The organism is Vibrio sp. QJM3NY_35 (assembly GCF_057785915.1).
The window spans coordinates 944,917-964,411 of record NZ_CM173508.1 but is presented as its reverse complement, the minus strand read 5'-3'; the positions used below and the strand labels follow the sequence as shown (position 1 = coordinate 964,411).

The 19,495-nt window shown below is 44.3% G+C and carries 23 protein-coding genes; 14 read left to right on the top strand and 9 right to left on the bottom strand.

The genetic code is table 11. From position 1 onward, the window contains the following. Window positions 1-6: 6 nt before the first annotated feature. The 12 genes from AC3CH3_RS19765 (at window position 7) to AC3CH3_RS19710 (ending at window position 10,325) form a co-directional block, all read left to right on the top strand. The gene (locus AC3CH3_RS19765) at window positions 7-495 is read left to right on the top strand and encodes a TRAP transporter small permease (RefSeq protein ID WP_017630172.1); all 489 of its coding nucleotides are present in this window, start codon (window positions 7-9) and stop codon (window positions 493-495) included. Then, window positions 495-1,775 carry a TRAP transporter large permease subunit gene (locus tag AC3CH3_RS19760; protein ID WP_488538188.1) on the top strand — a complete coding sequence of 427 codons (1,281 nt, stop codon included), beginning with the start codon at window positions 495-497 and terminating at the stop codon, window positions 1,773-1,775. Before AC3CH3_RS19765 ends, AC3CH3_RS19760 begins: the two co-directional genes overlap by 1 nt. A gap of 21 nt (window positions 1,776-1,796) precedes the next feature. Next, window positions 1,797-2,771, top strand: coding sequence for a DctP family TRAP transporter solute-binding subunit (locus tag AC3CH3_RS19755; RefSeq protein ID WP_265973070.1), 975 nt, complete (start codon window positions 1,797-1,799; stop codon window positions 2,769-2,771). A 94-nt stretch (window positions 2,772-2,865) separates the two neighbouring features. Further along, window positions 2,866-3,576, top strand: coding sequence for an L-ribulose-5-phosphate 4-epimerase (locus AC3CH3_RS19750; RefSeq protein WP_488538187.1), 711 nt, complete (start codon window positions 2,866-2,868; stop codon window positions 3,574-3,576). Window positions 3,577-3,586: 10 nt separating this feature from the next. After that, on the top strand, window positions 3,587-4,429 hold the full coding sequence (locus tag AC3CH3_RS19745; RefSeq protein WP_488538186.1) for a Cof-type HAD-IIB family hydrolase: 843 nt from the start codon (window positions 3,587-3,589) through the stop codon (window positions 4,427-4,429). A gap of 8 nt (window positions 4,430-4,437) precedes the next feature. Then, on the top strand, window positions 4,438-4,926 hold the full coding sequence (locus AC3CH3_RS19740) for a NanQ anomerase/TabA/YiaL family protein (protein WP_488538185.1): 489 nt from the start codon (window positions 4,438-4,440) through the stop codon (window positions 4,924-4,926). Next, window positions 4,926-6,419 (top strand): FGGY-family carbohydrate kinase, encoded by a 1,494-nt coding sequence (locus AC3CH3_RS19735; protein WP_488539074.1) that lies wholly within the window; start codon window positions 4,926-4,928, stop codon window positions 6,417-6,419. Before AC3CH3_RS19740 ends, AC3CH3_RS19735 begins: the two co-directional genes overlap by 1 nt. Beyond that, window positions 6,412-7,056 (top strand): 3-keto-L-gulonate-6-phosphate decarboxylase UlaD, encoded by a 645-nt coding sequence (locus tag AC3CH3_RS19730; RefSeq protein ID WP_017630168.1) that lies wholly within the window; start codon window positions 6,412-6,414, stop codon window positions 7,054-7,056. The genes AC3CH3_RS19735 and AC3CH3_RS19730 overlap by 8 nt, the downstream gene beginning before the upstream one ends. A 7-nt stretch (window positions 7,057-7,063) precedes the next feature. Further along, window positions 7,064-7,822: an IclR family transcriptional regulator gene (locus AC3CH3_RS19725; RefSeq protein WP_017058872.1), complete on the top strand. Its 759-nt coding sequence runs from the start codon at window positions 7,064-7,066 to the stop codon at window positions 7,820-7,822. A gap of 9 nt (window positions 7,823-7,831) precedes the next feature. Further along, window positions 7,832-8,701, top strand: a complete 870-nt coding sequence (locus AC3CH3_RS19720; RefSeq protein WP_061032100.1) for an L-ribulose-5-phosphate 3-epimerase — start codon at window positions 7,832-7,834, stop codon at window positions 8,699-8,701. 10 nt (window positions 8,702-8,711) lie between these two features. Next, window positions 8,712-9,035, top strand: a complete 324-nt coding sequence (locus AC3CH3_RS19715) for a hypothetical protein (RefSeq protein WP_488539073.1) — start codon at window positions 8,712-8,714, stop codon at window positions 9,033-9,035. Window positions 9,036-9,125: 90 nt separating this feature from the next. Continuing rightward, window positions 9,126-10,325, top strand: a complete 1,200-nt coding sequence (locus AC3CH3_RS19710) for an MFS transporter (protein WP_488539072.1) — start codon at window positions 9,126-9,128, stop codon at window positions 10,323-10,325. Between the two features lie 211 nt (window positions 10,326-10,536). Here the strand turns inward: AC3CH3_RS19710 and AC3CH3_RS19705 are convergent, their stop codons facing one another. The 3 genes from AC3CH3_RS19705 to AC3CH3_RS19695 form a co-directional block, all read right to left on the bottom strand. Then, the gene (locus AC3CH3_RS19705; RefSeq protein ID WP_012600138.1) at window positions 10,537-10,674 is read right to left on the bottom strand and encodes a hypothetical protein; all 138 of its coding nucleotides are present in this window, start codon (window positions 10,672-10,674) and stop codon (window positions 10,537-10,539) included. 238 nt (window positions 10,675-10,912) lie between these two features. Continuing rightward, entirely contained in the window at window positions 10,913-11,584 is a 672-nt protein-coding gene (rpe, locus tag AC3CH3_RS19700) for a ribulose-phosphate 3-epimerase (RefSeq protein WP_102492335.1), read from the bottom strand. A 36-nt stretch (window positions 11,585-11,620) separates the two neighbouring features. Further along, window positions 11,621-12,220 carry an HAD family hydrolase gene (locus AC3CH3_RS19695; RefSeq protein ID WP_048609861.1) on the bottom strand — a complete coding sequence of 200 codons (600 nt, stop codon included), beginning with the start codon at window positions 12,218-12,220 and terminating at the stop codon, window positions 11,621-11,623. Window positions 12,221-12,466: 246 nt separating this feature from the next. On the opposite strand from AC3CH3_RS19695, the gene AC3CH3_RS19690 reads away from it, so the two are divergent. Then, window positions 12,467-12,676 (top strand): hypothetical protein, encoded by a 210-nt coding sequence (locus AC3CH3_RS19690; protein ID WP_009845895.1) that lies wholly within the window; start codon window positions 12,467-12,469, stop codon window positions 12,674-12,676. 162 nt (window positions 12,677-12,838) lie between these two features. Here the strand turns inward: AC3CH3_RS19690 and AC3CH3_RS19685 are convergent, their stop codons facing one another. From AC3CH3_RS19685 to AC3CH3_RS19660, 6 genes are all read right to left on the bottom strand, one after another. After that, window positions 12,839-13,720, bottom strand: a complete 882-nt coding sequence (locus AC3CH3_RS19685) for an L-ribulose-5-phosphate 3-epimerase (protein ID WP_017096285.1) — start codon at window positions 13,718-13,720, stop codon at window positions 12,839-12,841. An 8-nt stretch (window positions 13,721-13,728) separates the two neighbouring features. After that, entirely contained in the window at window positions 13,729-14,376 is a 648-nt protein-coding gene (locus tag AC3CH3_RS19680; RefSeq protein ID WP_009845897.1) for a 3-keto-L-gulonate-6-phosphate decarboxylase UlaD, read from the bottom strand. A 4-nt stretch (window positions 14,377-14,380) separates the two neighbouring features. Further along, window positions 14,381-15,202: a pyridoxal phosphatase gene (locus tag AC3CH3_RS19675; RefSeq protein WP_171350649.1), complete on the bottom strand. Its 822-nt coding sequence runs from the start codon at window positions 15,200-15,202 to the stop codon at window positions 14,381-14,383. Window positions 15,203-15,313: 111 nt separating this feature from the next. Beyond that, window positions 15,314-16,012 carry an L-ribulose-5-phosphate 4-epimerase gene (locus AC3CH3_RS19670; RefSeq protein ID WP_488539071.1) on the bottom strand — a complete coding sequence of 233 codons (699 nt, stop codon included), beginning with the start codon at window positions 16,010-16,012 and terminating at the stop codon, window positions 15,314-15,316. Window positions 16,013-16,022: 10 nt separating this feature from the next. Then, on the bottom strand, window positions 16,023-16,490 hold the full coding sequence (locus AC3CH3_RS19665; RefSeq protein ID WP_102279862.1) for a PTS sugar transporter subunit IIA: 468 nt from the start codon (window positions 16,488-16,490) through the stop codon (window positions 16,023-16,025). A 66-nt stretch (window positions 16,491-16,556) separates the two neighbouring features. Then, window positions 16,557-18,395, bottom strand: a complete 1,839-nt coding sequence (locus tag AC3CH3_RS19660) for a PTS ascorbate-specific subunit IIBC (RefSeq protein ID WP_269983038.1) — start codon at window positions 18,393-18,395, stop codon at window positions 16,557-16,559. A gap of 339 nt (window positions 18,396-18,734) precedes the next feature. Here AC3CH3_RS19660 and ulaR point away from each other — a divergent pair, with 339 nt between their 5' ends. Beyond that, on the top strand, window positions 18,735-19,490 hold the full coding sequence (gene ulaR / locus AC3CH3_RS19655; protein ID WP_017064005.1) for an HTH-type transcriptional regulator UlaR: 756 nt from the start codon (window positions 18,735-18,737) through the stop codon (window positions 19,488-19,490). The last annotated feature ends 5 nt before the right edge of the window (window positions 19,491-19,495 follow it).

The following is a 19,495-nucleotide window of genomic DNA, read 5'->3' as shown; positions in this document are numbered from 1 at the left end:
AGCTTTATGCAAAGTGTATTTAAGAGTATTTGGAAAAGTATCGATGTCATCATGGCGGTCATTCTGACTTGTATGATTGTTCTCGTATTTACAAACGTAGTTTTACGCTACGGCTTTTCTTCTGGTCTTCGTCCCTCTGTAGAACTATCTCGCCTTGGTCTTGTATGGATTGTCATGCTCGGTGCAGCCGTTGTGCTGCGCCGAGGTGAACACCTCGCGGTTTCGGAATTTTCTGAACGACTATTCCCTAAAGCAGTCCCCGTACTAAGACGTATTTGTTGGGTAATTGTATTGATATCAGTCGGCATGCTTTACGTCGGTTCATACCGTCAAATGATGTCTAACTGGTCAGATATTTCTCAACTAACAGGGCTTCCTTCAGCGTTATTTTACTTAGCTGGCGTGGTGTCAGGCGTGTTAATGGGTGTGATTGCCTTTGTGCGAATCTTCAAACCAGACTGGCAGCTAGATAGCTTAGAAGAGGAGAAAGAATAATGACGTTAGCCATTTTCTTATCGGTATTGATTGTCTCAATCTTACTTGGTCTTCCTGTCGCATTTGCACTGTTGTTGTCTTCAATAGCGTTGATGTTTCATATGGACTTCTTTAGTGCAGACATTCTTGCGCAGTCTTTAATTAATGGTGTCGACAGCTTCACTCTGCTTGCCATCCCATTCTTCCTTATTGCAGGTGAAGTAATGGCATCGGGAGGTTTGTCACAGCGTATTGTTCGACTAGCGACTACGTATGTCGGTCACCGCCAAGGTGGTTTGGGTTACGTAGCCATCATGACTTCGGTATTACTTGCAGGACTTTCTGGCTCAGCGGTAGCAGATGCAGCAGCCTTGGTAAGTATTCTTTACCCAATGATGAAAGCAGCAAAATACCCAGAAGCACCTTCAATGGGTCTCTTGGCATCCGGCGGTATCATCGCACCTGTTATTCCACCTTCAATCCCTCTGATTTTGGTTGGTGTTGCTGGCGGTATCTCAATTAAAAACCTGTTCCTAGGCGGTATTGTTCCAGGCCTATTGATGGGTATGACATTGATGTTTGTTTGGCGTTGGACGGTTCGTAAAGAAAATCTAGCGACGTCAGAAAAAGCGACAAAAGCAGAAAAGCGCGCAGCACTGAAAGATGGTGTTTGGGCATTGATGCTACCAGTCATCATCATAGTTGGTATTCGCTTTGGCATTTTCACGCCAACAGAAGCGGCAGTCGTTGCGGCGGCATACGCAATCTTTATCTCTACGTTTGTGTACAAAGAACTCACCATTAAGAAGTTCTATCACATCGTACTGAACGCAGGTCGTTCGACCGCAATGGTAATGTTCTTAGTAGGTTGTGCAATGGTTGCAGCTTGGCTAATTACTGTTGCTCAACTTCCTCAACAACTCGCAGAAATGTTAGGTCCACTAGTGGATAGCCCTCGTCTACTCATGGCAGTGATTATGTTGCTTGTGCTGTGTGTTGGCATGGTTATGGACTTGAGCCCAACAATTCTGATTCTTGTACCTCTATTAATGCCTGTCATCAAGATGGCTGGGATTGACCCAACGTACTTCGGACTGTTGTTCGTTATTAACTGCTCAATCGGTCTGATTACGCCTCCTGTAGGCACCGTACTGAACGTAGTGTGTGGTGTAGCTAGAGTTCCTATGTCTACGGCTGTGAAAGGTGTATTGCCATTCATCGCTGCGTACATGGCTCTGCTCACACTGTTTGTCATCTTCCCAAGCATTATCACTGTGCCAATGTCGTTTGTCATTGGTTAATCCTCGACGGAGAAAATAATAATGAAAACCCTACTAAAACTTACGTTACTTGCTTCAACGATTGCATTGAGCTCAAACGCGCTTGCAACAACCACTCTAAAACTGGCGCACGCTGCACCAGAGTCAGATTTGCAACAAGATCTATCTTTGTTCTTTAAGAAAGAAGTAGAAGCTCGTTCAAACGGCGAAATCAAGGTAAACGTATACCCACAAGGTCAACTGGGCAGTGATAAGCAGATGATCGATGGCTCACGCGCTGGCATCGTTGATTTAGCGATGGTTGGCCTAAACAACTACAACGGTCTAATGCCTGAATCAGCAGCATTCACACTGCCATTCATGTTTCCAGATCGTCAAACAGCATACAAAGTACTAGACGGCGAACCGGGTAAAGAAGTGCTAGCGAACTTCGAGAAATTCGGGCTTAAAGGTCTTGGTTTCCCAGAAAATGGTTACCGCAACATGACCAACAACGAGAAGCCGATTCGTCTACCTTCAGATGTCAAAGGCCTACAAATGCGTGTTAACGGCTCGAAAGCCCTAAATGACATGTTCAATGAACTAGGGGCTAACCCGCAGCAACTTCCAGTATCTGAACTTTATACAGCACTTGAAACAGGCGTTGTTGACTCTCAAGACCACCCAATTTCTGTAACGCTGTCTTTCAAGTTTGATGAAGTACAAAAGTACCTAAGCCTTACACAACACGCATACTCACCGCTGGTTCTTACTATGAACCTACGTAAGTTCGACAAGCTAACTGAAGAAGAGCAAAAAATCATCGAAGAGGTTTCTGCTGAAGCCGTTGCTATGCAGCGAGAGCTAAGTATCCAGAAAGAAGACAAGATGATTGCTCAGCTAGAAGCGAACGGTATGCAAGTAAACCGTGATGTTGATGGTGCGGCTTTCCAACAGGCGATTCAGCCGGTATGGAGCGCTTACATCGAGAAAAATGGCGATGTCATGATCAACAAGATCAAGCTAGCCGCTAAGTAACGCGATTGAGTGCGATTGCCTAGCGCTCTTTTAGCTAAGAACTTAGCTAGGCAATCAACTCGTACTTCACCTCAATACAATATAGGCAAATACCATGTCTCAAGAACCAAACGCGTATCAAGAATTAAAAGAACGAGTGTTCGCAGCAAACTTACAGCTGCCTAAATATGGCTTAGTTACTTTCACATGGGGCAATGTCTCTGAGATCGACCGCGACCGCGGCGTTATTGCCATCAAACCATCTGGTGTGGAATACGATGTAATGACGGCAGACGACATTGTGGTACTGGATTTAGAAGGCAATCGTATTGAAGGCAAATTAAACCCTTCAAGTGACACAGCAACCCACGTTGAGCTTTACAAAGCCTTCCCAAACATTGGCGGCATTGTTCATACGCATTCTCGTAACGCAACCATTTGGGCACAAGCAGGCCGAGATATTCCAGCGCTAGGCACAACACACGCCGATTACTTCTACGGTGATGTCCCTTGTACTCGATTACTCACTAAATCTGAAATTGAGTCTGAGTACGAGAAAAATACAGGCTTAGTGATCATTGAAGAATTCAACCAACGAGACATCGACCCACAAGCAATGCCAGGCGTGATCATCGCGGGCCATGCGCCATTCACATGGGGCAAAGATGGTTCAGATGCAGTGCACAACGCGGTAGTAATGGAAGAGATTGCAGCTATGGCAACCGCCACTCGCTCAATCAGCCCAGAAGTCGCTATTCAACCAGAACTGCTCGATAAGCACTACAACCGTAAGCACGGTAAGAACTCATACTACGGACAGAAGTAAGGTTTAACACATGGAGCAGCTGTTCACGCATCAGTCGTCTAAGTACAAGCTATTGGCACTCGATCTCGATGGTACCGTTCTTAATTCGCAACACACGATTAGCCAAGAGTTAGTTGAGACGATCAAGCAGATCGCTCAGCACACTCATGTAGTTATCGTTACGGGTCGTCACCATGTTGCTGCTAAACCTTACTACGAACAGTTGGGTTTATCGACGCCGATCATTTGCTGTAACGGTACTTATATCTTTGATTACCAAACCAATACCGTTCTTGAAGAAAATGCCATCGACAAACAGATTGCAGCTGAATTTATCACGCTCTCTCAAACGCATGATCTCAAAATGGTGATGTATGTGCGTGACGCCATGCTCTACTCAAAAAGTCGCCCTATCGAATACATGGAAGCGCTACTTGAATGGTCAGAGACATTTCCACCAGCAAAACGTCCGAACATTCTGAAAGTAGACGACTTCTATCATGAAGCCGCTGTGTCTGAGTACGTTTGGAAATTTGTCGTCGAGGGAGAAGTCGACCAATTCGCCAAGCTTCCATTTGTCCAAGACCACTTTAATGGCGAGCGTTCTTGGATCGATCGCGTCGATTTCGCAGCGAAAGGAAACAGCAAAGGCAATGCGCTTACTCGTTACATTGAGGCACTCGGCATCCTCCTTGAAGAGTGTGTCGCTGTCGGTGATAACCACAATGACATCTCAATGCTGCAAGCCGCAGGTCTCGGCATAGCCATGCACAATGCCGACGACACCGTTAAAAACACCGCAGACCTTGTCACAGACAAAAATAACGATGACAAGACAGGGCTCGCAGAGCTTTTAAGCCGCTTATTTAAATAGAGAATTTTATGCTAGTCGGAAATACTCAACCTTCTAAATTTACCCGAAGCTATCCAATCGCTGTTCAAAATGTGCTTGAGCATATCAACAGCCTAGATACAGATGCTCTAGCTATTGGACACCACACCTTACCTAGTTTTGATGCAGACCAAGCTTGGTTCGTTGTACTGGAATATAAAAAAGAGCCACTCGCATGCTTTAAACCAGAAGTACACAAGCACTACTCAGATCTGCAAATTGTACTTAAAGGTTCAGAGATCATGGCTTGGTCGAAAGACACTGGTGACCACAAGCTCGCAGAACCTTACAACGAACAGAGAGATCTGCAGTTTTATGAGTTCGAAGGTGTTGAACTGAACTTTATTCATGCCAAACCGCAGCAGTTCTATCTCTTCACACCCGATACCGTTCATATCACCAACATTGAAAATGACGACAGCTCGATTGTTAGAAAGTTGGTAGTAAAAATTCACAATGACTTACTGGATGCCAAATAATGAATTACTACATCGGAATTGATTCTGGCGGCACTTTTATGAAAGCCGCGTTGTTTAACGCAAAAGGTGAGCAACAAGGCCTTGCTCGCGTATCGGCGAGCGTCATTAACGAGAAGCAAGGCTGGGTAGAGCGTGACCTCGATGCCTTATGGGGAAACGCGGTCGACGTCATTACACAGCTTCTAGATACCACAAAAGTCGATCCATTAGACATCAAAGGCTTAAGCATTTCTGCCCAAGGCAAAGGCGTTTACCTGCTTGATAAAAAGGGACAAAATCTTGGTCATGGCATTATGTCTTCAGACTCGCGTTCGCTGCCCATTGTTAAAGAGTGGCTAGAACAAGGTAAAGCACAAGAGATCTACCCAACCACACTGCAAACACTTTGGACAGGTCACCCGGTTTCTATCATTCGTTGGATCAAAGACAACGATGCAGAGCGCTATAACGACATTGGCGCAGTGATGATGTCTCACGACTATCTTCGCTATCGTTTAACGGGCGAAGTGGCCGCGGAACTGACCAATATTTCAGAAAGTAACTTTTTCAACTCGATCACTGGTGAGTATGACAAAGCCCTTCTAAAAACATTTGGTATCGAAGAAATTTGGGATGCGCTCCCTCCGGTAGTGAAACCTCAGCAACAAGCAGGGAAAATCACCGCAACAGTCGCAACAGACACTGGCCTTGCACTTGGAACACCAGTATTTGGCGGGTTGTTTGATGTGGTATCAACCGCGATCTGTTCTGGAATCAACTCTTCTGAAGACACTCTGAATTACGTAATGGGCACTTGGGCGGTCACGTCTGGTATCTCAAAACAAGTAACTCAAGAATCGCACAACTTTGTCTATGGCCATTACGCTGTCGATGGTGAATACATCATTCATGAAGCGAGCCCTACCTCTGCGGGCAATTACGAATGGTTCGCCGATTACCTTGGTGACAATGGTCAACTCGACCACCAGCAAAACCAAGCATTAGTTGAAGCATTAGACACGGCATCAAGCAGCCTCTATTTCGTGCCATTTCTTTACGGTTCTAACCAAGGTCTCGGCTTGAAGTCAGGCTTCTACGGGCTGCAATCGCACCATACAAAAGGTCACCTGATTCAAGCGATTTGGGAAGGTATTTTGTTCTGTCACAACATACATCTTGAACGTATGCGCCAGCGTTTTCCGAAAGCAAACGTATTGAAAGTGACCGGCGGCCCTGCGTCTAGTCCTGTATGGATGCAAATGCTGGCTGACCTAACCGGTATGACGGTTGAAATATCAGACGTTGATGAAACTGGCTCATTAGGCGCAGCCATGATGGCGATGGTGGGAGCAGGCGAATTCACATCACTAGAAGAATGCACGCAAGCCATTACCAATTCTGCATCACGTGTTGAACCAAACCCTGAACATTACGACCTATACCAAACAAAATATAAGCACTATCAAAGACTGGTGCAGTTGTTCAAACGATTTGAGGATGAAATGAATGTCTAAGCCCTTATTACAAATGGCACTTGATGCCACTGATATCGACACTGCATTAGCCTCAATAGAGCATGTTGCAGATAAGTTAGATGTGATTGAAATCGGGACGATTTTAGCATTCGCCCACGGCGTAGATAGCGTAAGAATCCTACGAGAAAAATACCCAAGCCACATCATTGTGTGTGATATGAAAATCACCGATGCCAGCGCTATTTTAACGCGTCTAGCAATGGAAGCGGGAGCCAACTGGGTAACCGTGAGTGCAGCGGCTCATATCGAAACAATACGTTCAGCCAAAAAAGTGACTGACGAATTTGGTGGCGAAGTACAAATTGAGCTCTATGGACACTGGACTCTAGACGACGCAAGAGCATGGGTCGACATGGGTATTAAACAAGCAATTTATCACCGCTCACGTGATGCCGAGCTCGCAGGTGTGAGCTGGACCGAAGAAGATTTGATAAAAATGCAGAAATTATCGGATATTGGAATTGAACTATCCATAACTGGTGGTATTGTGCCAGACGATCTGCATTTGTTTAAGAATCTGTCTGCAAAGTCATTTATTGCTGGTCGTGCATTAGCCGGTAGCAATGGCCGTGACATCGCAGAAAACTTCCATACTGAAATAGGTAAACACTGGTAGCACATATATGAGTGAGCAAATTAAATCGTTGTCTAAAGCACTGACCGTATTGGAATTCCTTGGGAACTACCCGAATGGAGTTTCTCTACAAAAAGTGTCTGAAGGGACAGGCTTCAACAAGTCTTCTGTCCACCGTATTTTAGCGACGTTTGAAGCCTCTGGTTATGTTGCTCAAATGTGTTCAGGTAAAGAATATCGCTTAACAATGAAGTTGGTTCAGCTAGGACATGCTGCTATCAACTCTGATGTCACTGGCACGGTTAAGCCATATCTATCTGAACTGCTCGACGATGTGAATGAAACGGTTAACTTTCTCTCTTTTGATGCTGACAACATCATTTTTAAAGACAAGTTCGAACCTGTTAACTCTGCCTTTAGAACTCGAACCTACGTAGGGCTGCATTCACCAATGTACTGCTCTGCTGCAGGTAAATGTTACCTCGCATTCAGCTCAGAGAGCGTTCGAGAGACCTACTGGCAACGCAATGTCAGCACGATGAAACCGTTAACTGAGAATACGATTCTCGATAAGTCTCAGTTTTTTGATGTTCTCGATAAAATCAAAGCGCGTGGTTATGCGCTCGATGATGAAGAGAACGAAGCGGGTATCTCTTGTGTTGCTGTCCCTATTTTTGACAAGAACAAATCTCCTGTATACGCGGTAAGTGTCTCGTCGCTTACGCCCAAAATGAAAGCGCTCGGCTACGAAGAAATTGCTAGCAGAATTCAAGACATTACAACGCGTATAGAACAACAACTCTTTTAAGGAAAAAGAATGTTTGATTCTAAAAACAAATTCAGATTAGGTATTTACGAAAAAGCGATGCCAACTTCCCTTACTTGGGAAGAGCGCCTGATTCACGCGAAAGAAGCGGGCTTCGACTTTGTGGAAATTTCTGTCGATGAAACCGATGAGCGACGCGCTCGTTTGGATTGGTCTGATGAAGAAATCTACGAACTTCGTCGCCTTTGTGAAAAGCACCAAATGCCTTTCCAATCGATGTGTTTAAGCGCGCATCGTAAATTCCCGTTTGGCTCTATGGACGAAGCTATTCGCACGGAATCGCTGATCATCATGGAGAAGGCGATTTCATTAGCATACAAACTGGGTATTCGTTGCATTCAAATGGCGGGCTACGACGTGTATTACGAGCCACAATCGGCTGAAACTCACGCTCGCTTCATTGAAGGTATGCAGCAAGCCACCAAAATGGCAGAGCGCGCAGGCATCATGTTAGGTGTAGAGATCATGGATACGCCTTACCTGAACTCACTGAGCAAGTTTGAAGTGTTAAAGCGTGAGATCCCATCGCCTTACTTCATGGCTTACCCAGATGTCGGTAACATCTCAGGTTGGAATTACGATGTGTGTACCGAGCTAAAACTAAGCCGTGACCACCTAGTACAAGTCCACCTTAAAGACACGCTACGAGTTTCAGAAACCTGTAAAGGTCAGTTCCGAGATCTTGTTATCGGTGAAGGCCAAGTCGACTTCCCTGCTATTTTCAAAACACTCGCTGAAATTGATTACAGCGCACCATTAGTGATTGAAATGTGGGCTCAAAATGACAACTGGTTAGACGATATCAAACAAGCAAAAGCAACGTTGAAATCTATCGCTAACCAATCTGGCTTTGAACTGTAAGGAAACGACCATGACAATTTTTCGCACCGCTTTTTTCGAAGCTGATTTAACTGAAGATCAAAAACAAGACTTCTACCAATACATGGAAAACGAAGTCGCGCCTATTATTCGCACATTTCCGAATAACCAAGGGTTAACGCTGAATAAGCCTGAAGCGATTGAAGCTGAAAGCCATAAGAACCTGCTGCTTATGATGCAACACAGTTACGAAAACGAGTCAGCAATGGCTGCTGCTTTAGATTCTGAGCAACGAATCAAAAGTATGCATGCGACCAAAGTGATTATTGAGAAATACAACATTCATGTTAATCACATCAACTTTGTACGTGATTAACGGCTGAATAGGCAATACACCGTAAAGTCTCAATCGAAAAGCAGAAGATCATCTTCTGCTTTTTTTTATCGCTATTGATAAGGAATCACTATGAAAGTATTCCCGTTAAAAGATGCCCCACTGGTTTTACTGTCTTTGATCTTTTTTATCTGGGGACTCATTACCGTTTCAAGTAACTCTCTCATTCCCTATTACAAAGAAGCTTTCTCTCTCGATTATAAAATGGCGATGCTCTTTCCCATGGCCTTTTTTATTACGCGAATAACAGTGTCGCTTCCAACGTCATTTGTGATGGCGAAAGTGGGATATCGAAGTACATTGAAGTTCTGCTTGATGTGGTGCCTTTTCGGCTGCCTAGCCATGGCATATTTGGTCCGAGGAGAACAACTGATTTCAACCCTACTTGGTATCTTGTTGATGGCTTCAGGAGTATCGGCCATTCAAGTTGTGAGCTCACCTTACGTATCACTACTCTCGACACCTGATAAGAGCGTTATACGTCAAAGTGTGGCGACAGCATCGAACTCGGTTGGCACTGTGCTTGGCCCGTTGGTACTTACCGCTGTGATCCTCGTGGCGACAAGTTTTAACGTTGACAACACCGCCCATCAAGTTTCGTATCTGTTCTTGCTCATCGCTCTGTTCTTTTTCGGCTTGCTGGTATTTTTTAGCAAAATGACGCTTCCAGATATCAAACCAAAACAGATGACTGGCTTTTGGCGAGGATTAACGCATCTAATTAAAAATCAGCAGTTTATGAAGTTAGCGTTGGTGCTGTTGCTGTACATAGGAGTAGAGGTCAGTTTTGGGACCTTTACTATTACATACCTTGCCGACCAGCAATATGGCAGCCTTGGTTTGGTATCCGCAACACAGATCATCGCTCTTTATTGGATATTCATGTTTGTTGGCAGAGTGCTATTCGCAAAGTTCGGCAACACCGTAAACAAACATTACCTATTCTCACTGTCTTGCGTAATTGCAGCTTTGATTAGTGCCATTACGATGTATCAAAATCATGTTTGGATAGGCTATTTAATGCTTTTCATCGGGCTATGTAATTCAGCTCTCTACCCTATCATTTACTCACAAGCGCTACATGCGTCCGGTAAGCAAAGCTCACAAGGGGCAGCGATTCTAATCATGTGTTCAATTGGAGGGGTTATTTTGCCATTCGCACAGGCGAGTTTGATTGATGAGCTTTCGTTGAGCACGAGTTATATTGCGCCCGCATTAGCGTATGTATTAATGATGGTTTTGTACTGGTCTAGTTTAAAGCATCGTGTTTAAACCGTTGATTTAGGCAAGTAACTTGGTTTAGTCAATCACTTGATTCAGTAACTAAGTCGATGACTAAAAAGTCGGCCTGATTGGCCTAGAAGATAGAGAAAGTGAACTGGAGAAAGATAAAGAAATGAATTTGGTGCTGCTGACGTTAGTTTGAATCAGTGAGTGGCTAATCACCACCACTGATCACACTTAACGCGGGTTATTTAAGAAATTAAACCCAAGCAGAAGCAACAAGTAGGATAATTGCACCCATGATAACGGTAGACTTAGCAAAAAATAGAACTTCATTCATTACTGAAGGTTTTGCTAGTGATACGTTGTTTTCATTCGTGATTACTGTAGCGTTCATACTGTGTTCTCATCGTTATGTGATCTGAGGTCAATTTTGCGCCGTTATGTGACCAAAGTCAATAATAACTGTAGTTTTATTACACAATGAAAAATCTATAACTGAAGAGAACTCCAACAACGCAACCTCCCCTGAATCCACATAGTTTTCCATTAAATCAACATCTATTAGATACAAAAAAGCCCGAAGCCTGATACACAGAACACTTCGAGCCTTTATGCAGCAGTCGATACACTACTTAATTCAATTGAGCTAACTCCGCTCGCATTGAATCGATAGCTTGTTGATAATCTTCACTATCAAAAATAGCAGAGCCCGCAACGAACATATCGGCACCCGCTTCAGCAATCTCTTTTATGTTGTTAACTTTCACACCACCGTCGACTTCTAAACGAATATTTCGACCTGATTCATTAATGCGCGTTCTGATTGACCGCAACTTATCGAGCGTGGCAGGAATAAAAGATTGACCACCGAAACCTGGGTTCACCGACATGACTAATATCAGGTCGACTTTATCCATGATGTAGTCAAGGTAACTCAATGGCGTTGCAGGGTTGAGTACCACACCAGCTTGGCAACCGTGCTCTTTAATTAGCTGCAAAGTACGATCGATGTGCTCTGATGCTTCGACATGAAAAGTAATCATAGTCGCACCCGCTTTAGCGAACTCTGGTACCAGTTGATCCACAGGCTTCGCCATTAAATGCACATCTATCGGCGCTGTAATTCCATAATCCCGCAGTGCCTTTAATACTGGCGCACCAAAAGTCAGGTTAGGGACATAGTGGTTATCCATAACATCAAAATGAATAACATCAGCTCCAGCCGCGAGAACGCGTTCTACATCCTCACCAAGACGCGCCAAATCAGCAGAAAGAATCGAAGGCGCGATTAGATATTGTTTCATTTTTTTCCTAGTTATTTTTGTATCGTTAAATTCTATTTAGCTCGCTGGAACAAATTTAGTTATCTGTCCGTTTTCAACCATGTAGCAATCCATGCCTGCCGATGTCGCTGCGTGCTGGCCTATAATCGTATCTTCAAACACCACACAATCGCTCGGTTCAAGCTCTAACTGGCTAGCGACTTTCAGAAAAGTATCCGGGTTAGGTTTGTGATTCTCTACGTCATCTGAAGTCACAATCGTACGTATCATTGATGGGATATCGGTCGTCTTTAAAATCGCCCTTGCATGCTTGGCTTGAGCACCAGTGCCGATGCCTATCTTTTTTAACTGATACTGTTGCTGTAAGAGTGCGTATGTCTCTGGGATAACATCTCCTTTGTGCTCAATAGCCTCAAAGTTAGCGATTTTGTCCGAAGTTATTTGTTGAGCATCAAGAGTTAGATCGTAACGCTTAAGGATCTCTTGAGTCACTTTTCGCGATGGCATCCCACCAAGTTGATCGAGCCACTCTTTGTCGTAGGGAATACCAAACTTCTGACAAGTTTGTTCCCACGCATGAGCATGTGCCACCATAGAATTGACCAGAGTCCCATCGAGATCAAAAATAATTCCTTTATATTTATCTAACTTTGGCATCGTCAATCTCTCATATTGTTTTGAGACTCATACTACTAATCACCATACATAAAACCTATTCATGATCGTCTTAATATGATCTTATTCAACAATCCGACAATTAAACGAATTGATGCGATAAAAGCCGTTGTTTTACTATTGAAATCATATTTTGAGCACATCTCACCCATTTTTACTTAAACCAAGTAGAGTTGCATAAATTGAAGATGATATAGTCCACGAAAATCAAAAACCTTGGACACGACCATGCATTCTAGCGACATCATCAAATTGGCAAATTTAGGCGTTAATATCGAAATTTCAAAAGACTCTTCATTGCATCCTTCTGATGCGTTGGAAGTGGTAAAGATTGTTGCTGAAATCGGTAGCCAAATCGTCATCAAGAAAAAATACCACACGGACTACCTGATTCAGATGGCTGAAGTGGGCCGTGATCATGTGACGATCGCAGTTTAAGAACCGCCACTATTTCGAAATTGACATAACCTCAGCTTCAACAGTTTGGAGCGACATGTTGATATAAAAATGCAGCATATTGGGGGCAATATGCTGCATTTTCTCTTTTCGTTAGGAGCATGAAGAACGCAAAGAGAAACAGGTTAATCATTCTAGGTAGAGTTAGTGGTCAAACAATCTCGGAACACCCGTTTGCACACAAACATCATTCAGTCGTTTTTGTGCCGTGAGAATATTCTCTTTCCAACGTTCATCTTGAGCCCACATCTCGATCACGAGTGGTACAACGCACTCAGTCTCTTTCAACGTTTCAAAAATAGCATTGAAGTCAACTTCGCCATCACCAATCACTAAGTCTCGAAACTGCCCTTTGTACTCGTCAGTCACTTTATAAGTGTCTTTGAGGTGGATCTGAGTGATATGAGGCTTACTCAGTTTTAGCTCAGTCACTATGTCGTAATTCCAACCAGAAATATTACCCACATCCGGATACGCCGTGAAATACGGTGAATTGACTTCGCGACTCAGCACTTCGAACTTACTCAAAGAGTTCAAGTAATCGGTGTCCATAATTTCCACAGCAAGCATTACGCCTGACCTTTCCGCCAACTGCGCCGAAAGCTTCATTCCTTCAATGAACCTCTGGTGAGTCACTTTATCGGCTGGCTCGTAGTAAACGTCATACCCAGCCAATTGGATGGTACGAATACCCAATTTGTAAGCGAGTGAGATCGCTTTTTCCATATGGATAACAGCTTGCTCGCGAATCGCAGGGTCAGCAGATCCAAATGGGAACTTACGATGCGCGCTTAAACACATGGACTGCAGCGGTACGCCGTGCTTTTCACAAAGGTGACGCAAGGCATACACTTCTTCGTCATTCCAATCTAGTCGACTGCGACGCTCGTCTGATTCATCGACCGATATCTCAAGAAAATCAAAGCCGAGTTCTTTGGTTTGCTTAAGTTTATCTTCCCAGCTGAGTTCGTTAGGTAGGGCCTTTTCATAAAGCCCTACACGGTGGCGTAACAGGTTTTGATACATAACGCCTCCTAGTTCCAGTAACGGTCGATCTGAGCTTTTAGCGCTTCTGCTGTCTCTTTACCTTTATCGCCTGCAAGTGCGCGGCCTGCGATAAAGGTTTTCGCCTTAATGCCTTCAAATAGGTATAGGTCTTCAGGCACGATGCCACCTGTGATAGAAAGCTCGATGCCCATTTCAGACAATGCACGCATCTTCACGAGATCTTCTTCAGTCCAGCCCACACCAGCTAATTCAGCGTCACGAGAACGGTGATAGATAGCTTGAGAGATACCTAGGTCGACCCAAGATTGAGCATCGTCCATTGTCCAGTTACCATAAATTTCGATTTGGATTTCACCGTTAAATTCATCAGCGACTTTCTTACATGCACCAATGGTTGCGATGTGTGCAGCAGCAGAAACGGTAATCCAATCAGCGCCCGCTTCGAATGCCATACGAGCCAAAATAGCACCGCCATCGGTGGTTTTCATATCGCATACAAGGATATGGTCTGGGTGGTTTTTACGAAGCGTAGAAACCGCCGTCATGCCTTCTGCGAAAGCCAAAATAGTGCCCACTTCAATCACATCAACGAAGCTTTCAACGTTGTTTGCCACTTCAATGGCAGCAGGAAGATTTGTTTGGTCTAGGGCGATCTGAATCATTGGTTTAGTCATGTTGTTATCCTTTAATTTGTTCACGTATTAGACGGGCTAAGCCATCATGGTTGTTATCTGTTGAGCACACGCATTGAACGTGTGACTTGACGATGTCATCAGCATTGAGCATCGCTACACCGAATCCGGCGTACTTAAGCATGGATATGTCGTTGTGGTTATCACCGACGGCAATGACGTCATCGGCGTGATAACCGAGTTCTGCGATGTATTCAGCAAGGCGTAGGCCCTTACTGTTACCTTTTGCAGCAAAGTCGATTCGGTTTGACCAAGAACGCTCACCATTGAAGTTCTCTTCTATCCATGGGTGTTGCATTAAACGGTCTACTGAGTCTTGGCTACCTTCCACCACAAACTTCCAAACGTGTTCGGCTTGCTGAGCCGTTTCAATGAATGATTCCACTTGGTAAATTTGAGGGCGATGTTGCTCTGGTGCCGTTTCTGCCCAACTTTCCAATGCCAACATGTAGGCAAATGGGTTGTAGTGTGAGTACGTCATGGCATGCGTGATGTACATGACCATTTTGAGCTGAAACTCATCTGCCATATCGATGAAGGTCAGCGCTTTGTCTTTATCTATCGCGTTTTGAGTCAGTACCGTTTCAGTTTGATAGTCATAAACATAAGTGCCGTTACAGCAAATGATTGGCGTATCTAACCCCAATTCGTAGTAATAAGGTCGTGCTGCTGTGTGGTGTCGACCAGTCACAATCACGACATGACAACTTTGTTTGGCTTCTTGGATCGCCTTTTTCAGTTCTGGATGAATCGTGTGATCATCCTTTAACACGGTTCCATCGAGATCTAACGCCAGCACTTTATACATAGAGTCCTCTCACTTATTCCCTGAAGTCGGGCCTAATCAATATTGAAACTACTTAGAGCCGAAGCTCGTTAAACGGTTTACTTAAACAGCCTACTTAAACGAAAAGCCGATTTACTGTTGGCCGTAATAAGCATTTTCACCGTGCTTACGTAAGTAGTGTTTGTCGGATAGTTCTGGCTGAATTTTGATGCCGCTATTCAAGGTGCGCGTTGCCAACGCCATTGCAGAAACTTCTTCTAATACCACCGCGTTGTGAACCGCATCGTTGGCGTCTTTGCCCCAAGAGAAAGGCGCATGCCCTGCAACAATCACGCTTGGAACTGCCATAGGATCAATTCGGCGTTGCTGGAACTCTTCAATGATCACCAAGCCAGTATTTTTCTCGTACTCTTCAGAGATTTCAGAGTGAGATAATCGACGTGTACATGGGATGTCACCGTAGAAATAATCAGCATGAGTGGTGCCCAAGGCTGGAATATCGATGCCGGCTTGCGCCCAAATAGTGGCACTGCGTGAATGCGTGTGAACAATGCCACTGACCTCAGGGAAAGCTTTGTAAAGCTCTAAATGAGTTGCGGTATCACTTGAAGGATTAAGTTTCCCTTCAACAATGTTGCCTTCTAGATCGACGACCACCATATCTTCAGCTGTCATATCGCAGTATTCGACACCTGATGGCTTAATCGCTATCACGCCATTAGTACGGTCAAACTCAGAGACATTGCCCCAAGTGAATGTCACTAAACCATACTTCGGAAGCTGCAAATTGGCATCTAAGACGCGTTGTTTCAGTTGGCTATATTCAGACATAGTTGTCTCCTTACGCTGCTTCCGCTTGCAGTAACGCAGCATCAATTAAACGCGCCACTTCTTCTGGGCTTTTGCATGCGCGAAGTTTTGAGAAGTCTTCATCGAATTCAATCAAGTTCGCCACCTGCATGGTGCCTTCGATGTGCTCCTCTGAATCCTTACCCGCTAGCGTGATCAGTACATCAACAGGCTCATCAACACCTTCAAAAGTAATCGGTGTTTCCAGCACGGTTAACGCAAACCCGGTGCGAATCACACCATCTTCAGGGCGGCAATGAGGCAAAGCGAACGCATCGTGAATACAGATATAAGGGCCTTCTTCACCAATCGCTTTGGTAATCGCGTCGTAGTAACGCTCTTCTGCAATACCCGCTTTCACCAATGCGTCAGTACCTAGCTTGATCGCCGCTTTCCAGTCAGTTGCTTTTGCGTTCAGTAGGATAGAGTTATTCTTGATAAGAGATTCTTTTAAGTTCATGTTATTGCTCACTTATATAATTGTTTTTATTGGCTCAGCAGTGCGATACCACTGAGCCGTTTATCATTATTTGTGGAAGTTATTCTCGATGATGGAAACCAGCTCGTCGCCGAAGGTTTTCACCATAATCATGTTCTTCACTGCTAACTGTTGTTTGCCTTCAGGAAGACCCGTGATCTTCGCTGCAAGAGCAACCGAAGTAACGATGATGTCGAATGAGCCAAGGTGCGATTTGTAATCCGTGATGGCACTGTTGAATGTCGTGCTTGGGATGCCTTTCTTGTCCAAGTACTCTTTGATTTTCTTAGAGCACATCATTGAAGAACCTTGCCCAGAACCACAGCACACTAAGACGCGAACCGGTTTCTGATCAGCTGCTGGCGACACTCGATTTTCTGATGTTGTAGAAGCTGCCGTTGCAGAAGCCGATGGAGCTTCAGCGGTTGCTGTCGATTGTTGTGGTACCGCAACTTCAACCTCAATGCCTTCAGGCGTTACTGCCGTCATTGTTTCAGCAGCAGCTTCTGCGTCTTCTTCAGCTCGTAATTGCTTAGAAGCGAAGTACATGTAGATGCCTGCCAAAGCCAAAATCACAAAGAAGAACATGCTAGAGCTTGAGATACCTTGCATGATTGGTGGGAATACTAAAGCCCAGTCAGCCATACCCATCCAGCCGTTAAATTCAGTACCTGATTGAGCGAAGATATGGATTGCCCATGCAGAGCCAACCACTTCGATGATGCCCATCACGAAACAGATCTTCATCACCGCTTTCCAGCCACCAAAGTGGTTAGCAAACACGCCGATGGTTGCGTTCGAGAAGAACATTGGGATAAAGCCAGGGATGATCATGATTGGCGCGTCGAACGCGAGCATTGCAAGCACTGCCGTAAATTGACCCACTGCACCCCACATGAAACCGAATACCATTGCGTTCGGTGAGTAGGCATAAATAGCCGCACAATCGATTGCTAAAACAGCGTTTGGAATAAGACGTTGTGAGATACCGTTAAATGCCTCAGACAATTCAGCTACGAACATACGAACGCCGGTTACGATAACTTGAATCGCAACTGCGAATTTCAAACCCGTTTCGAAAATGTAGATAAGCCAGTGAGTCTTGCCTGCCATGTCTTGAAGGTTATCAAGACCGAACGAAAGAAGAATAATGCCGAAGAAGCCAGTCATCACTAATGTTGTTGCAGCGATACTGTCGTGGAAAATGTGTAACCATTTAGGCAGTTTTATGTGGTCGACACTGTCGTTCTTGTCGCCAAGCTTCGGTGCAACCTTGGTGGCTACCCATGAAGCAAACTGCTGTTGGTGACCAATCGAGAAACCCGCCCCGCCAGTGACTTCTTGAGTCGGCTTGAACATGATGTTTGACGAAATACCCCAGTACAACGCCATCAATATTGCAGAGTAAATGATGGTTTCCCACATACTTGCGCCAAGCACGAAGTAGAAAACAGCAATAAGGCCAGCTTGCTGGAACATGATATGTCCAGTCAGCATGATGGTTCGGATACCCGTAATACGGCGGAAGGCAACAAGAAGAATGTTCAGCCCAAGTGCCAGTAATACTGCATACCCAACCCAAGAGTAATTGTCGCCCATGGTTTCCATGGTAGACATCATGGAGGTGTACGGGTCAATTACCGATCCCGTTAATCCATGTATTTCACTCATTTTTTCAATAACCGGTTTAAAACCCGCTACCAATGTTCCCGCACCTACCTGCACTATCATGAAACCAACGATGGTTTTAATAGAGCCGGAGATAACAGTTGTTGCGTCACGTTTTAGAAGGATGTAGCCGAGACAAGTAACAAGACCGAGTAGCAACGGTGCTTTGGTCATTACCTGACTGTAAAAAATATAGAAAATATCGTATAAGAATTCCATATCTTTACCCCTGATTAATTTTTAATTTTAATGATTTGTAGGATGTGATGATTCTAGTTTTGCTCACGAACTAGACTTTACCAATCAAAAGTAATCATTCAATGCTCACTTGTGATTACTTTGATTTATATCAATTAACCACACCCAGAATGTGCTTAATTGAGCTTTAGATCACACGCAAAAATAACAAATACAATAAAATCAATAGCTTATAAAAAATTGTGATTAAAATCTGGTTTTTATAGCAATGTGGTTTGACAATCATGATGGTGATTATTAGAATCAAAACAAATCAAAAGTAATCATTAAATTGTCACAACGACAAAAAGAGTGATAAATATGAATGAAGTACAAAGACATAACGGCATCTTGTCGCTGTTAGAAGATATGCAGACAATCAACGTCTCTCATATTATTGATAAATTTAGCGTTTCTCCTGCTACTGCTAGACGCGATATCGCTAAGTTAGATGAAGTTGGCCGACTTAGAAAAATTAGAAATGGTGCGGAACGAGTAGAAACTCAGAAGAGAAAGTGGTCACCACTGAATATCAACAGCACTGAGTTCTATGAAGAGAAATCAGAGATTGCTCAAGCAGCTGCAGGGCTTTGTCAGGCTGGCGATACAGTCGTGATCAACTGTGGTTCGACGGCTTTCCTACTCGGTCAGCAATTATGTGGCGATGACGTTCAAATCGTAACGAACTACTTTCCACTCGCAAGCTACTTGATCAACGAAGATCATGACGATGTCATCATCATTGGTGGTCAATACAACAAAGCGCAGAACATCTTTCTAAACCCTGCCCCTAATTCATTAGGCGGCTATGCGGGAAACTGGATGTTCACCTCAGGTAAAGGCTTAACCGATGCCGGGCTGTACAAAGCCGACATGTTAACGGCCGTAGCCGAACAACAAATGCTCGAACAGGTCGATAAGCTTGTCGTCGTGGTCGATAGCTCAAAAGTTGGACAACGTACCGGAATGCTCTTTTGCAGCACCAAGCAAATAGACATAGTCATCACCGGTAAAGATGCCAATCCCGAAGTCGTAAAACTGATTGAAGCTCAAGGGACGCAAGTCATCCTAGTTTAAATCGC

Excerpts from the sequence above, each read along its gene's own strand:
- AC3CH3_RS19765 (WP_017630172.1), top strand. The coding sequence starts at position 7 with ATGCAAAGTGTATTTAAGAGTATTTGGAAAAGTATCGATGTCATCATG.
- AC3CH3_RS19760 (WP_488538188.1), top strand. The coding sequence starts at position 495 with ATGACGTTAGCCATTTTCTTATCGGTATTGATTGTCTCAATCTTACTT.
- AC3CH3_RS19755 (WP_265973070.1), top strand. The coding sequence starts at position 1,797 with ATGAAAACCCTACTAAAACTTACGTTACTTGCTTCAACGATTGCATTG.
- AC3CH3_RS19750 (WP_488538187.1), top strand. The coding sequence starts at position 2,866 with ATGTCTCAAGAACCAAACGCGTATCAAGAATTAAAAGAACGAGTGTTC.
- AC3CH3_RS19745 (WP_488538186.1), top strand. The coding sequence starts at position 3,587 with ATGGAGCAGCTGTTCACGCATCAGTCGTCTAAGTACAAGCTATTGGCA.
- AC3CH3_RS19740 (WP_488538185.1), top strand. The coding sequence starts at position 4,438 with ATGCTAGTCGGAAATACTCAACCTTCTAAATTTACCCGAAGCTATCCA.
- AC3CH3_RS19735 (WP_488539074.1), top strand. The coding sequence starts at position 4,926 with ATGAATTACTACATCGGAATTGATTCTGGCGGCACTTTTATGAAAGCC.
- AC3CH3_RS19730 (WP_017630168.1), top strand. The coding sequence starts at position 6,412 with ATGTCTAAGCCCTTATTACAAATGGCACTTGATGCCACTGATATCGAC.
- AC3CH3_RS19725 (WP_017058872.1), top strand. The coding sequence starts at position 7,064 with ATGAGTGAGCAAATTAAATCGTTGTCTAAAGCACTGACCGTATTGGAA.
- AC3CH3_RS19720 (WP_061032100.1), top strand. The coding sequence starts at position 7,832 with ATGTTTGATTCTAAAAACAAATTCAGATTAGGTATTTACGAAAAAGCG.
- AC3CH3_RS19715 (WP_488539073.1), top strand. The coding sequence starts at position 8,712 with ATGACAATTTTTCGCACCGCTTTTTTCGAAGCTGATTTAACTGAAGAT.
- AC3CH3_RS19710 (WP_488539072.1), top strand. The coding sequence starts at position 9,126 with ATGAAAGTATTCCCGTTAAAAGATGCCCCACTGGTTTTACTGTCTTTG.
- AC3CH3_RS19705 (WP_012600138.1), bottom strand. The coding sequence starts at position 10,674 with ATGAACGCTACAGTAATCACGAATGAAAACAACGTATCACTAGCAAAA.
- rpe (WP_102492335.1), bottom strand. The coding sequence starts at position 11,584 with ATGAAACAATATCTAATCGCGCCTTCGATTCTTTCTGCTGATTTGGCG.
- AC3CH3_RS19695 (WP_048609861.1), bottom strand. The coding sequence starts at position 12,220 with ATGCCAAAGTTAGATAAATATAAAGGAATTATTTTTGATCTCGATGGG.
- AC3CH3_RS19690 (WP_009845895.1), top strand. The coding sequence starts at position 12,467 with ATGCATTCTAGCGACATCATCAAATTGGCAAATTTAGGCGTTAATATC.
- AC3CH3_RS19685 (WP_017096285.1), bottom strand. The coding sequence starts at position 13,720 with ATGTATCAAAACCTGTTACGCCACCGTGTAGGGCTTTATGAAAAGGCC.
- AC3CH3_RS19680 (WP_009845897.1), bottom strand. The coding sequence starts at position 14,376 with ATGACTAAACCAATGATTCAGATCGCCCTAGACCAAACAAATCTTCCT.
- AC3CH3_RS19675 (WP_171350649.1), bottom strand. The coding sequence starts at position 15,202 with ATGTATAAAGTGCTGGCGTTAGATCTCGATGGAACCGTGTTAAAGGAT.
- AC3CH3_RS19670 (WP_488539071.1), bottom strand. The coding sequence starts at position 16,012 with ATGTCTGAATATAGCCAACTGAAACAACGCGTCTTAGATGCCAATTTG.
- AC3CH3_RS19665 (WP_102279862.1), bottom strand. The coding sequence starts at position 16,490 with ATGAACTTAAAAGAATCTCTTATCAAGAATAACTCTATCCTACTGAAC.
- AC3CH3_RS19660 (WP_269983038.1), bottom strand. The coding sequence starts at position 18,395 with ATGGAATTCTTATACGATATTTTCTATATTTTTTACAGTCAGGTAATG.
- ulaR (WP_017064005.1), top strand. The coding sequence starts at position 18,735 with ATGAATGAAGTACAAAGACATAACGGCATCTTGTCGCTGTTAGAAGAT.